The following is a 13,667-nucleotide window of genomic DNA, read 5'->3' as shown; positions in this document are numbered from 1 at the left end:
ATATCCGTATGAACGGAACCACCGGATTGGTCGATGAGCTCATCGACTCAGTACAGCGCAGCTGCAACAACCAGCTCGACGACAGCCACGAGAGCAAGCTGCGACAACACATCACAAGGCTGCTGCAGAAACAGCCAGACCCCGCCCAACCCAAAAGCTGCCAGATCACCATCCTGATCTCGGACCTGCACAGCTTCAGTTCAATCACCGCGCAGATGCCCGCACGGCAGGTGATTGAGATGCTCAACCTCTACTTCTCCCAGATGTGTGAGATCATCTACCGGCATGGCGGCACCATCGATAAGTTCATGGGCGACACAATCATGGTGTTGTTCGGCCTGCAGCAATCCCACCCTGACGACCTGCAACAGGCCATCGCCTGCGCGGTGGAGATGCAGCAGGCGATGGATCGCATCAACCGAGACAACAGGCTGCTAGGCTTTCCGCGTCTCTACATGGGGATCGGCATCAACAGCGGCAAGGTGATGGCAGGCAATCTCGGCTCCGAGCTCTACAGCGAGTACACCGTGATCGGCGACGCCGTCAACCTGGCCTCGCGCATCGAGGCCTACAGCCTGCGCGGCCAGATCCTGCTCAGCCAGGCGTCACAGCGCCAGGCCGCCGACTATATTGAGACTGGCGAGGTCAACCGGGTCCACGTCAAGGGCAAACGCGAACCCGTCACCCTCTACGAACTGCTCGCCACCAGCCGTCCGAAGCCACTGCAGGTGCCACGGGTAGAAGCACGCCGCACCCCGCGCATCCCCTCAGACTTGCCACTGAGCTTCCGCCGCCTGCAAGGCAAGTGGCTGGAGGAGCACAGTCACCAGGGACGGGTGGTGGATCTGAGTTACAACGGCATGCTCGCCAGTACGCCGATACAGCTGGAGAGACTCTCCGAGATCAAGATCAATCTCTCACTGTCGCTGATGAACCGCGAGACCGGCACCATCTACGCCAAGGTGCTGCGCTCCGAGCAACGCGGCAAGGCGTGGCACAGCCGCATGGAGTTCAGCTACATAGATGACGACGGCCAGGCTGCGCTGAAGAACCACATCGACCAGTCAATCAATCAGCGTTGAGGGCGTCGAGCCAGGCGGGAAAGGTGGTGAAAGCAATCCCCTCCCCGCTGGCCCACTCAAGGTACTCTGCCAGCGATTGCTCAGAGGCGACGGAAAAGTTTTTGGTATGGCCAATCGCCACCAGCGGTAGCGGTACATCTGTCACCCCATCAAACTGCTTGAGCCACTTGCGGCTGACATCGATCAGCACCCGCGAAGGCATGCTGGAGAAATCGAGCATCACCTGCCCCAGCTTGGAGAGTTTTGCGAGCCGCCCCACCACCCCCGAGACTGTCCCACCAGGCCCCCGATAGGAGCCCTCGCAGCCAGATGCAAAGCCAGCATCCGGCCGCCCCTTTACTGCCACCAAGGCGCGCATGTGGCGCACCGGATCGATCCGCGCCGTTGCGATCGGCATCTCATAGAGCCCTTTTTTTTCTGGCGTGCAGACGTCACCCCTGGTCATCCAGTAGGGCAACTTCGGGGCCTTGGTAAAGTCGAGCCACTCCCCCTTGGTGGTATTGCGCATCCCCGGAGCGACACTCGAATCGACCAGAAAGTCGAGCTTGCGCAGCGCCCTAACCACCCGCTCAGATGGCTGGATGCACCAACCACCGGCACGGAAGGCGATACAGCGGTAGTCAGGCTGACGCGAGCGCGCCAGATCCTCCAGCCAGGTGCGCCCCTCCTTGAGCAGCAGGCGGATCTCGCCGTCACTCAGATCGGCGATTCGCCAGCGTGAGAGATCTAGCTGCCACTCACCTTCGGCATCCATCCGCCCCCCCTCCCACTGGGGATGCAGATGCAGCTGCAGATCATGCCCCCGCTCCAGCGCTGCCGCCAGCTGCGCCTTGATCGCCGCCACCGAGCAGACGCTGCGCAACTCCGACTCCATCATCGCAAAGCCTGCGGCATCGACGAACAGAGTGACAGGCGCGTCGAATCCCTCGGCAACCTGCATGATACGCCGCGCCGGATCCTGCACACAGTGGCGCGGCTCGCCACTTCCGTCGCCAAATACCTCGTAATCAACGCTGAGTATCAGCTGCGCGGCAGCCATTCCCTCTCCACTCCCAGGTTGGTTGCGGCAGCAACGGCTACCAGCTGAATTCGCAGTTGATGGTACAGCCCGAAGCAGCCTGCAGAGTGCCGACCAAGACATCGATCGGCACCTTCTGACCTAGCCGCTCCGAGTACCAACCCAGATGGGGATTCTCTTCGCCGCGCCGCACTTCCCACTGCAGGGCTTCATCGGCACAGATCTCCAAACGGTGTGGCTCACCTTCGATCTCGGCATAGAAATGGTGCTTCAGCTCACCCGGGTAGAGGCGTACATTCGGATGGAACTGAAACAGCAGCCGCAGCGCTGCCGCACCCCCTTCGATCCGGTCTGTCACCCGTAGCTTGCGCTGCCGAGCATCGAGAGTGATCTCCCGGTGGTGGCTAATCTGCGGGTCGGCATATCCACTGACGCTACCCGAGATACTCTGTTGCTCACCATCGGCCGATTGCTGCAACTCACCGATCTGCTGTTTCGAACGCTGCAGCCAGAGGAAGGCACCACCGATCAGCGACTGGTCGTGGCCATTGACCTCCAGGGTATTGTGGGCAGCAGTACTACGGAAGTAATCACGCCAGTCGGGCTGGGTGTGGTAGCAATAGGTGCCCGGATCGACCAGCCACCACTGGCCATCCAGCGCCATGCAGAAGCTCAGCGCATCGGCATGGCCGTGAGCGGCAATCGAGGGATATCCCAGTGGCCCTGCATCAAAGATCAGATGGGCACCGCCACCTCGCAGCACCGCATAGCCGCCCTTCGGGAAGAGTTGCCCAGCCGGCTGATCATCCGCCTGTGGACCCGCATCGATCTGCGCCGAGCGGCCTGCGATCAGGCTGTACCAGAAGACCTTCTGGCTGAGGTACAGCGCCTCACAACCATCCTCCAGCACCGCCTGGATCGCACTGCAGACCTCCCGGTAGGGGTCTGGTGAATCCGCCGGCTCGAAGCGAGCCACCACGCCGTCGTCAGAGTCACCGATCTGCGGCACCACACCACCCGGCGGGCGCAGCGCAGAGATGAAGCGCTGCATGCCGATGATGCGCTCACGGAAGGTATCGCTAAAGGGCTCAGCGTAGCGTTCCCCCACCAGCCAGTTGAGGTAGAGATACTCCATCACCCACAGATGGTAGTAGTTGGCCTGCTCCTTGTTGACGCCATCCTCGAACACCTGCTTGACCGCCTCGGCCTCCAGTTCGCGCTTCGCCAGCGCCGCCCAGGCTTCCCCCTCCGCGCCAAGATCAAATACCCTGCAGCCAAGCCACAGACCGGTCAGCTCGCCGATCAGGTGATTGTTGGCTGATGAATGGCGAGAGAGATAGTGGCGGATAAAGTGGGCGTGCTGATAAATCGCATTGCCCAGCACCTCACTGTCGCTGACCCGGCTGAACAGCCCTTGCTCATCGCGCAGATAGAACAGGCTGTGCACCAAGGCCCACGCCACCAACCGCAATGCCACCTCCAGGGTGCTGCACCAGTGAACCCCCAGGCCAAATGGGTTCTGCGCAATCCAGCTGTCGATCTGGCTAGTCACCAGCCGCGCATAACGCTCATCGCCGGTAACCGCATAGGCCACCGCCAGCGGCACCAGATGGGGGTGACGCGCCACCTCCCAGAGGGTTTTGCAGTTACCCACCTGGTCGTTGTCACGGTAGTCGATGTCCTTACCGTAGAGCAGCGGCGCAACGATCCCCGACTCGGGATCCCGGTGCCAGTTGAAGCCGTCGAGCAGATTGACCTTGAGGTGACCGAAGATATCTACATCGCCATCGAGCAGCGGTTCGTAGCCGGCCAGCTGGCCGGCATAGGCGGCACGCCACTGACTGACGATCTGTTCAGACTCCCCCTGAAACAGGCCACCACGACTACCCACCGCCCCCTTCGGCTTCGGCCTCCAACCAGCGCTGAGACGCTGCTTCTCGAACTTGCCCTGCACCACCCGGCCAACCCGGAACAGCAGCTCCGCCGGGCTCATTGCCTTGATCCGGTTGATCTTCCATGCCAGTGAACTCATGCGCTCATCCCATATTCCCGGTGCCAGATCTCCAGGTTGAGCAGACCCCAGAGCAACTTCTCGTGGTTCTGAGTGCCGTTCACATGCTCGTTGACATAGCGCTCCAGCACCGGCCGGTTGAAATAGGCGGCGGTTTTTGAATCGCTGCTGAGGATATGGTCGCAGAGGTAGTCACGCATCGGTCCTTGGAACCACTCATTGACCGGCACCCGGAAACCAACCTTGGGGCGATTGAGGATGGCCTCGGGCAGGATCTGCTTCATCCCCTCACGCAGCATCCATTTGCTGGTGCCATCCTTGATCCGGCAGTCGTCGGGCAGCGAGGAGATGTAGGCCGCCAACTGATGGTCCATGAAGGGCATACGCGCCTCCAGGGAGGCCGCCATGGTCATGCGGTCGCCGCGCTCCAGCAGATTATCGGGCAGCCAGCTAGTCTGATCGAAGTAGAGGATCTTGCGCAGGTTGCTGTTGTCCCGATTGACATCGAAGGGCGGACCGTCGAACTGCTGATAGCCGTCGGGACGAAACGCCGCCAGCGCCTCGCGCTCCTTCCAGGTCAGCGCGCCAAACCAGCGCGGCATGCGCTCGTCCCAGTTGCGCAGCCCTAGGTTGTTGATGGCGGTCTTGGCGCGGCGATATTTGTAGGGCAGCGCGTTGACCAGGCTGCGGATCGGCGCCTGCAGCAGATCCGGGATATAACGGTAATAGTCGGCGTAGCGGTCGAAGCTGTGTTTCGGATAGCCGCCGAGAAACTCATCACTGCCCTCGCCGGTGAGCACCATCTTCACCGTCTTGCGCGCCTCCAAAGAGAGCAGGTAGATCGGGATATCCGACGGCTCAGCCACCGGCGCGTCGCGCAGACGCACCAGCTTCGGCAGCTCCTCCATCAGGTGCGCCTGGGAGACGGTCAGTTCGTGGTGGTCGGTATGGAACTGCTCCGCGATGGTCTTGGCGTAGCCCAGCTCGCTGTACTGGGCCTCAGAGAAGCCCACCGAGAAGGTCTTGATCGGTTCGTTGCTGTGGCGCGTCATCAGGCCGACGATGGCGGAGGAATCGATACCGCCGGAGAGGAAGGCGCCAAACGGCACGTCCGCCACCATGCGGCTCTCCACCGCATGATCGAGCTGCTCCATAAAGCCGGCCACCGGGTCGGCCACCGGGGCCTGGTCGACGCGCGGCTCCCGATCCGGCGGGATGTAGTAGCGGCGCACAGAAAACTCGCCGTTGCGCCACACCCCGCAGGAACCGGGAGGCAGTTTCTCGACCCCCTCAAACAAGGTCCGCGGCCAAGGCACATAGCGAAAGGCGAGATAGTCCCAGACTGCGGCCTGATCGATCTGCCGCTGCACCCGCGGATGCACCAGGATGTTCTTGATCTCGGAACCAAAGATCAGCTCGTCGCCGCGCTGCCAAAAATAAAAGGGTTTCTTGCCGAAGCGGTCGCGGGCGACGAAGAGCTGCTGCCTTTCGCTGTCCCAGAGGGCGAAGGCGAACATGCCATGCAACTTCTCGACGCAGGCTTCGCCCCACTCATCGTAGGCGGCGAGCAATGATTCAGTGTCAGAGTTGCTGTTGAAACTGTAGCCCTTCGACTCTAGCTCGGCGCGCAGCTCACGATAGTTGTAGATCTCACCATTGAACACCACCTGGGTGGTGGCGCGCTGGTTGGCCATCGGCTGGTGCCCCCCGCCCAGATCAATGATCGAGAGGCGGCGATGAGCCAGGCCAATCTGCTGGCGCCCGGCGTTGGCCTCGGTAGTATAGAAGCCTTCGTCGTCTGGCCCGCGGTAGACGATCTCGTCTGCCATGCGCTTGAGCAGGGCCTGGGGGCTGTCGACAGGGTTATTCAGGACAAAACCGGCAATACCACACATAGTCGTTCTAGCTTCTTTTTAGATATTTCCGTATTGGTGCAAGGGGGCTTTGGAGGCGACTGCACCATCCAGTGAACGCCTCGGATTATAACCACAGATCCCCGCAAAATGTCCTAGCACCTCCTTTCAAACAGTGCGTTTGTCGACAGTTCCGTAAAGCCGCAACACTTACTCCTGACAGCAGCATGGGCGAATGCGCCATGCCACTGCGTTCAGCGGACAAACAGGCTCAAAAACGCATCGCCCAGCCGATCTCAACCTCCCACTGGTCCATCCAGAGATCACCGGTCTGCGGCCCGGTATTGGGGTTAGTGCCAGTGACCTGCTCTTCAGGTGCATACATGAAAGCCGCGTTAAGCTCGTGCCCACCCCCCAGTTTCAGTCCGAAGCCACCGGTAAAATGCTCCTTGATCACCGCCGGCGCGAGGATGTTGAACAGCGCCTGGCTGTTCTCGAAGGTATCAGTGGCGTAGGAGTAGCCGGCACGCAGGGTCAAATCGTCGCTGTATTGCCACTGCACGCCAAACTTGTAGACATTCTGGTCGTTCCAGCCGAAGCCCAGCCCATCATCGGTGCCCAGCAGGGTGGAGCCAGGTATAAATACCAGATCGGCCGGGTTGCCCACCGCATTCACCTCGGAGTATTGAATGCGCTGGTAGTCGAAGGCGAAGGTCCACTCCGGCGTAAAGCGGTAAGAAAAACCCAAGTCGAAGTTGGGCGGAATATCAAAGTCACCCTCCTCGGCAAACAACCCCTTGTAGCTGTCAAACTTCTGCATCCACAGACGACTCTGATAGGAGGCGCCGAGCTTCAGCTGCTGATTCACGCGCCACAACCACCCAAACCGCACACCGCCACCAACACTGACATCGGTACCGTTATTGGTCACTGAATCGGGGTATTTGGAGAACATCCGGAACGGCTCCAGGCCGGTGACAGAGATCGACTGCACCGCCAGGATCGGAGTGATACCGATCGAGTGCTCCTCGCTCAGCAGGCGCGAATAGCTGATGCCGACAAACATCTGCTTGAGGTCCACCCCAACCGGCGCTGAGGCCTGATACTCCGACACCCCCGGCGGACTGAAGCGGGCGAAGACAGCACTATCATATTCGGTGTTCATACCGCCGTTAGCACCGATCGCCACACCAATCGAGCTCTGCTCGTCGAGCATGTAGTTGCTGGCAAAGTGGGGCAACAGAAACAGATCATTGGCGCTCTTATATTCACCGGGAGGGATCGAGGCATAGGGCGGGGTCTGCGTGTCATCGTTGGCGGTAAAGCCTCGCGTCGGCGCAAACAGTGACGCCCCCGCCTCGATACGGTTACCCACCCGCACCAGCGAGGCCGGATTGCTGGCGGCACACATGGCGCCAAACGACATCGCCACACAGGCCCCGGCAATCGACTTCGACTTGGGGCCATAACCGTAGGACCAGTAGCCATTGGTGGCCATAGCTGGCAGGGAGAGGAACAGCCCAGAGATCAGGGCCAACAAAAGGATTCTTTTTCTCATCGCACACTCCAAAACTGCATACAACAGGAGCCGCTGCGCATCACATCCAACACGGGGGAAAGAAGAGACAGATCAGCGAATTAGGCGGCCAGACAGAGGCAAGACACCAACTGGCATCGACCGACACTGCTCGCCGGCGCTAGTATCGGCCAGACACGCCTAAGGAACGTTGATCTGGATCAGGACAACCCATCCGCAATGAGTTGCCAGGACCAGTCAACCCTGGAGAAGGGCAGTGAAATGCTCAAGAAAGGTTTCACTCTCCTGCGGCGTACCCACCGTCACCCGCAGGCAGTCGCTGAGCAGCGGGTGGGCACCGTGCAGACACTTTACCAGCACACCTCGCTCCTTCAGCCCTTCGAAGAGTTCCAGCGCACGCCCCTCGGGCACCCGCAGCAGGATAAAGTTGGCCTGCGACGCGTAGGGCGCCACGCCGTCGATCGCCCGCAGGGCGGAGAAAAGCCTGCCGCGCTCCTCACGAATCGCGCTGGTTTGGGCATCAAACACCGCCTGGTGGCGCAGCGCAAACTCCGCACTCAGCTGGCTCAGCACGCTGATGTTGTAGGGCAGGCGGGTCTTGTCGATCTGCTCCAGCCAGGCGGCGGGCCCAACCAGCAAGCCGAGGCGCAGCCCGGCCAATCCCATCTTGGAGACAGTACGCATCACCAGCAGGCTCTCGAACTCACCGAGGCGCGGCATGAAGCTCTCATCGGTGAAGGGGGCGTAGGCCTCGTCCACCACCACGATACCGGGGGCTGCCTCGATCACCCGCTCGATCTCCGCCGCATCGAACAGGTTGCCGGTCGGATTGTTGGGGTAGGCGAGAAACAGCAGTGCCGGCTGATGCCGCTCAACAGCCGCCAGCAGGGCATCGATATCGAGACTGAAATCGTCGCTCCTGAGCGGCACACCGACATACTCCATGCCGCAGAAGGTGGCGATCATCCGGTACATGACAAAACCGGGATCCACCGACATCACCACCCGCCCCGGGCCCGAGACCGCCATCGCCAGCATCTGGATCAGCTCATCAGAGCCGTTGCCGAGGATCAGTTCCGCCCCCGCTGGCACTCCCATCGCGTCACGCAGGCGTGCCTTCAGCGCTGCCGCCTGGGGGTCGGGATAGCGGTTCACATCGACCCCGGCAAGCAGATCCAGCCACTCCCGGCGCAGCTCATCCGGCCAGGTGTAGGGGTTCTCCATGGCATCGAGCTTGATCATCTCGCCCGGATCCGGCACATGATAGGCGGAGAGCGCCCGGATCTCAGGGCGCACCCATTGGTCGATGAGCTGTTTCATTGGAATATCAGTCCGCAAATTACCGCGAATATTTCGATTCAATTTTGCATCCGCAAAAATACGCGAAGCACACAAAAAACCTTGGCGCTATTTGCGTCTTTTACGAACAAAAAATTCACCTCAACTCTCCTGCCGGGGCGTTCCACAGTGGGGACAGCTGATCACCGAACGGGTGACCACCTCCGCCATCACGACTTACCACGATACTCGGCAGAACGGGCGTGGGCAGTGAGCCCCTCACCGCGCGCCAGCACCGAAGCGGTCTCCGCCATGCTGGCTGCACCCTGCGGCGAGGCCATGATCAGACTGGAGCGCTTCTGGAAGTCGTAGACCCCCAGCGGTGAGGAGAAGCGCGCGGTGCGCGAGGTCGGCAACACATGGTTGGGACCGGCGCAATAGTCGCCCATCGCCTCGGCGGTGTAGCGACCCATGAAGATCGCACCGGCGTGGCGAATCTGTTTTGCCATCGCCTCGGGGTTCTCCAGCGACAGCTCCAGGTGCTCGGGAGCGATGAAGTTGGCCACATCCACCGCCTCCTGCATATCCTTCACCGTGATCAGCGCGCCGCGCACCCTGAGCGCTGTGGCGATGATCTCGCGCCGCTCCATACTCGGCAGCAGCTTATCAATGCTTGCTTGCACCTGTTCAATGAAGCCGGCGTCGGGGCAGATCAGGATCGACTGGGCATCCTCATCGTGCTCCGCCTGGGAGAAGAGGTCCATGGCGATCCAGTCGGGATCCGTCTTGCCGTCGCAGATAATCAGGATCTCCGAAGGACCGGCCACCATGTCGATGCCGACCTGGCCGAATACTGCGCGCTTGGCGGTGGCCACGTAGATGTTGCCGGGGCCGACCACCTTGTCCACCGGCGGCACACTCTCGGTGCCGTAAGCGAGCGCGGCCACCGCCTGGGCGCCTCCCACCAGGAAGACTCGGTCAACGCCGGAGACATGGGCCGCCGCCAGTACCAACTCGTTGAGCTCACCGCCAGGGGTAGGCACCACCATGATCAACTCGGACACCCCGGCCACCTTGGCGGGAATCGCGTTCATCAACACCGAGGAGGGGTATGCCGCCTTGCCGCCGGGTACGTAGAGGCCGGCGCGATCGAGCGGCGTCACCTGCTGACCTAGCAGGGTGCCGTCGGGCTCGGTATAGGACCAGGAGTCGGTGATCTGGTGCTCGGCGTAGGCGCGGACGCGATTGGCCGCGACCTCCAGCGCTTGGCGCTGTTCGGCAGGGATGGTGTTCCAGGCCTGCTCGAGTCGGCTCAGCGGCAACTCTAGATCGGCGGCGCTGGCCGCCTGCCAGCCGTCGAAGCGGCTGGTAAACTCGACCAACGCGGCGTCACCGCGGCTACGGATCTCAGCAATGATGTTGTTAACAGTATCGTTGACCGCCCGATCGGAGACCGATTCCCAGGCCAGCAGCGCGTCCAGCCGTGATTGAAAATCGGCATCGCTGCTGGACAGTTGGCGTATCTCGCTCATCTCTCTAACTCCCGCACAGAACACAGATCAGGATTGATTCTTCTCCACCGCCTCGGCCACCGCCGCCTTCAGGGCCATGATCGTGGCGTGCTTCATCTTCCAGGCGGCCTTGTTGACCACCAGTCGCGAGCTGATGTCGGCGATATGCTCCAACGGCACCAGGCCGTTGGCCTTCAGGGTGCTGCCGCTCTCCACCAGGTCGACGATCAGGTCGGCAAGCCCCACGATCGGCGCCAGCTCCATCGAACCATAGAGCTTGATGATCTCCACCTGCTGACCCTTGGCGGCGAAGTGTTTCTGCGCGCTCTTCACATACTTGGTGGCGATGCGCAGGCGGTTGCCATCAAGGGAGGCGCCGGCGTGACCGGCCACCATCAGGCGGCACTTGGCGATCTGCAGGTCAAGTGGCTCGTAGAGCCCCTCGCCGCCGTGCTCCAGCAACACATCCTTGCCCGCCACGCCGATGTCAGCGGCGCCGTACTGCACATAGGTGGGTACGTCGGTGGCGCGGATGATCACCAGCTTCACCTGCTCGTGATTGGTATCTAGGATCAGCTTGCGGCTGGTCTCCGGGTCGTCGATCGGCTCGATGCCGGCATGGGCCAGCAGCGGCAGGCTCTGCTTGAAGATGCGCCCTTTCGAGAGGGCGATGGTGATCGGTGTAGAAAATTTCATGACGATGCGCGTTCGCGGCTCAATCAGTAGTATTCAAAACAGGCTTGCCTGACGCCAGGCTGACAGCCAGATGAGATCAATCAGGCACCCGACGGATCTGCCCGCCGAGGCCGGCCAACTTCTCCTCGATGTTCTGATAACCCCGGTCGATATGGTAGATGCGATCCACCAGGGTCTCCCCTTCGGCCACCAGCCCGGCCAGCACCAGGCTGGCGGAGGCACGCAGGTCGGTAGCCATCACCGGCGCGCCAGTCAGATGTTCGCTGCCGGTACAGATCGCCGTGTTGCCCTCGAGGCGGATCTTCGCCCCCATCCGCACCAGCTCCTGCACATGCATGAAGCGATTCTCGAAGATCGTCTCGGTGATCGTGCCGACCCCCTCCGCCACCGAGTTGAGGGCGGTGAACTGCGCCTGCATATCGGTCGGAAAGGCGGGATAGGGGGCGGTGTGCACATCCACCGCCTTGGGACGGCGTCCCTCCATATCGAGGCTAATCCAGTCCTCACCAAACTCCATTTTTGCGCCCGCCTCGATCAGCTTCTGCGACACCGCATCGAGCAGATCGGGGCGAGTGTCACGCACCTTGACCCGGCCGCGAGTGATCGCCGCGGCAACCAAAAAGGTGCCGGTCTCGATCCGGTCTGGCAACACCTCATAGTTGGTGCCGAGCAACCGTCCAACCCCATTGACGGTGATGGTCGAAGTCCCCGCGCCAGAGATATTGCCACCCATCTTGTTGATACAGTCGGCGAGGTCCACCACTTCCGGTTCACGCGCAGCATTCTCGATAATGCTGGTGCCATCGGCCAGCGCCGCCGCCATCATCAGGTTCTCTGTGCCAGTCACCGAGACCAAATCCATGACGATACGCGCACCCCGCAGCCGCTTGGCGCGCGCGCGGATGTAGCCGTTCTCGACAGAAATATCTGCGCCCATGGCGCGCAGTCCGTCGATGTGCAGATTGACCGGGCGGGAGCCGATCGCGCAGCCTCCGGGCAGCGATACCTCCGCCTCGCCGAAACGGCTCAACATCGGCCCGAGCACCAGGATCGAGGCACGCATGGTCTTGACCAGCTCATACGGGGCGTGGAATCGGGTGATCGAACCAGTATCCGCCTCGATGCCCATCTTCTCATCCACCACCAGGGTGGCGCCCATCCCGCCAAGCAGCCCCATGGTGGTGGTGATGTCCTGCAGATGCGGCACATTGCCCACCCGCATCGGACTGTCGGCCAGCAGGGTCGCCGCGAGGATCGGCAGCGCCGCATTTTTCGCCCCGGCAATCCGCACCTCGCCCTGCAGGGGAATTCCACCTTTGATGATCAGTTTATCCATCGTTGGGATCCGCTCAGTCGGCGCCAACCTGCCAGCGCTTGGAAAAACCGGGGATCATAGCGAAAATACGGCAAGAACGGGAGCTTTTTTCGACAGTTGGCAACCCAAGCGGGGGTATAACCGTATTTTCCCAGCCCGCCCACGTAGCCACATCAATCCCGCCGCAGCCGATCGGAGATGGCGATCGGCGTGTAGAAGCGCATCACCACCAGGTAGGTGGAGACCAGGAAGGTGAACAGGGTTGTTAGCTGGATCAGGTAGGAGGCGCGGTCGCCAATCTGCCCCAGGTCGAGTGCCAGCACCGCGATCAGCAGAGAGAATTCGCTCAGCTGGCCGAGCCGCCAGCCAATCTCACCGCTGCGCTCACGATCCTCACCGGTGCGCTCGAGCAGGTAACGGAAGGCCCAGGGTTTGACCAGCATCAGGATCGTCGCCAGCAGCAGCGCTGGCAGCAACAGATCGGGCAGCTTCTCCAGATTCACCCCAGCCCCCAGGGAGAAAAAGAAGAGGATCAGGAAGAAATCGCGCAGCGGCCTCAAGCTCTCGGCGATATAGAGGGCGATCGGACTGGTGGCCAGCGCGACGCCGGCACTGAAGGCACCGATCTCGCGGGAAAGCCCTACCCCACCGGCCAGTTCGGCCATCCCCAGGCACCAGCCGATAGCGAGCAGAAATACATACTCCTTGATTTGGCTGAAGCGCCGGATCAGCGGAATCAATAGGAAGCGCGCCACTAGCCAAGAGCCGAGGATCAACACCGGCAATACCAGCAGCAGCAGAATGAAGCGCCCTCCCGCTGAAGCAAGATCCACCCCTCTGCCCTCCAGCAGCAGCAGCAGCAGCAGCAGCAGCAGCATGACAATCGCCAGCAGATCCTGCAGCAACAGGATACTGATAATAATCTCGCCGGTGCGCTGATGGTGCAGTACCGTGGTCGGCAATAATTTGAGACCAATAATGGTGGAAGAGAAGGTCATCGTACCGCCCACCACCAGCGACTCCACCCAGCTGAAGCCAAACAGCCAGGCGACGCTGAAACCGATCACGAAAAATAGCAGCGAACTGCCGAGGGTCACCAGGGTGGTCTTGCGCAGCAGATTGAGCAGCTCCTGGGGCTTCAGATCGAGCCCTAACAGAAACAGCAAAAAGATGATGCCGATGTCGGCAATCTCCTTCACCACCGCCGGATCATCCACAAAGCCGAAGCCCCAGGGACCAAACAGCGCACCGAGCAGGATATAGGCGATCAGCAGCGCCTGACGGGCGAACAGCGCCACCGTTGCCAGCAGCGCCGCGCCGGAGAAGACCAGAAAGATGGTGAAGAGGATCGGATCACCCCGCATCT

Annotated in this window: 10 protein-coding genes; 1 reads left to right on the top strand and 9 read right to left on the bottom strand. The window is 61.3% G+C overall.

What is annotated here, in order from left to right; all coding sequences use genetic code 11:
* Positions 1-8: 8 nt before the first annotated feature.
* The gene (locus Ga0074115_RS03415; protein ID WP_057955648.1) at positions 9-1,082 is read left to right on the top strand and encodes an adenylate/guanylate cyclase domain-containing protein; all 1,074 of its coding nucleotides are present in this window, start codon (positions 9-11) and stop codon (positions 1,080-1,082) included.
* Here Ga0074115_RS03415 and Ga0074115_RS03410 read toward each other — a convergent pair.
* The 9 genes from Ga0074115_RS03410 to Ga0074115_RS03370 form a co-directional block, all read right to left on the bottom strand.
* Positions 1,069-2,121 carry a polysaccharide deacetylase family protein gene (locus Ga0074115_RS03410; RefSeq protein WP_057955647.1) on the bottom strand — a complete coding sequence of 351 codons (1,053 nt, stop codon included), beginning with the start codon at positions 2,119-2,121 and terminating at the stop codon, positions 1,069-1,071. The genes Ga0074115_RS03415 and Ga0074115_RS03410 overlap by 14 nt on opposite strands.
* Positions 2,122-2,158: 37 nt before the next feature.
* Positions 2,159-4,132 carry a heparinase II/III family protein gene (locus Ga0074115_RS03405; protein ID WP_057955646.1) on the bottom strand — a complete coding sequence of 658 codons (1,974 nt, stop codon included), beginning with the start codon at positions 4,130-4,132 and terminating at the stop codon, positions 2,159-2,161.
* On the bottom strand, positions 4,129-6,006 hold the full coding sequence (gene asnB, locus Ga0074115_RS03400; RefSeq protein WP_057955645.1) for an asparagine synthase (glutamine-hydrolyzing): 1,878 nt from the start codon (positions 6,004-6,006) through the stop codon (positions 4,129-4,131). The genes Ga0074115_RS03405 and asnB overlap by 4 nt, the downstream gene beginning before the upstream one ends.
* A 229-nt stretch (positions 6,007-6,235) precedes the next feature.
* Positions 6,236-7,522 carry an OmpP1/FadL family transporter gene (locus tag Ga0074115_RS03395; protein ID WP_057955644.1) on the bottom strand — a complete coding sequence of 429 codons (1,287 nt, stop codon included), beginning with the start codon at positions 7,520-7,522 and terminating at the stop codon, positions 6,236-6,238.
* Between the two features lie 216 nt (positions 7,523-7,738).
* On the bottom strand, positions 7,739-8,821 hold the full coding sequence (gene hisC / locus Ga0074115_RS03390) for a histidinol-phosphate transaminase (protein WP_057955643.1): 1,083 nt from the start codon (positions 8,819-8,821) through the stop codon (positions 7,739-7,741).
* A 188-nt stretch (positions 8,822-9,009) separates the two neighbouring features.
* Positions 9,010-10,311 (bottom strand): histidinol dehydrogenase, encoded by a 1,302-nt coding sequence (gene hisD / locus Ga0074115_RS03385; protein ID WP_057955642.1) that lies wholly within the window; start codon positions 10,309-10,311, stop codon positions 9,010-9,012.
* A gap of 27 nt (positions 10,312-10,338) precedes the next feature.
* On the bottom strand, positions 10,339-10,986 hold the full coding sequence (hisG, locus tag Ga0074115_RS03380; protein ID WP_057955641.1) for an ATP phosphoribosyltransferase: 648 nt from the start codon (positions 10,984-10,986) through the stop codon (positions 10,339-10,341).
* 76 nt (positions 10,987-11,062) lie between these two features.
* Entirely contained in the window at positions 11,063-12,322 is a 1,260-nt protein-coding gene (gene murA, locus Ga0074115_RS03375) for a UDP-N-acetylglucosamine 1-carboxyvinyltransferase (RefSeq protein WP_057955640.1), read from the bottom strand.
* A 152-nt stretch (positions 12,323-12,474) separates the two neighbouring features.
* Positions 12,475-13,665 (bottom strand): cation:proton antiporter domain-containing protein, encoded by a 1,191-nt coding sequence (locus tag Ga0074115_RS03370; RefSeq protein WP_060528203.1) that lies wholly within the window; start codon positions 13,663-13,665, stop codon positions 12,475-12,477.
* Positions 13,666-13,667: the final 2 nt, after the last annotated feature.

Origin of the sequence: endosymbiont of Ridgeia piscesae (assembly GCF_001443665.1) — a bacterium.
Classification (GTDB): Bacteria; Pseudomonadota; Gammaproteobacteria; order Chromatiales; family Chromatiaceae; genus Endoriftia; species Endoriftia persephonae.
Note: the sequence above shows the minus strand (reverse complement) of the source record. Positions and strands in the feature narration are given on the sequence as shown.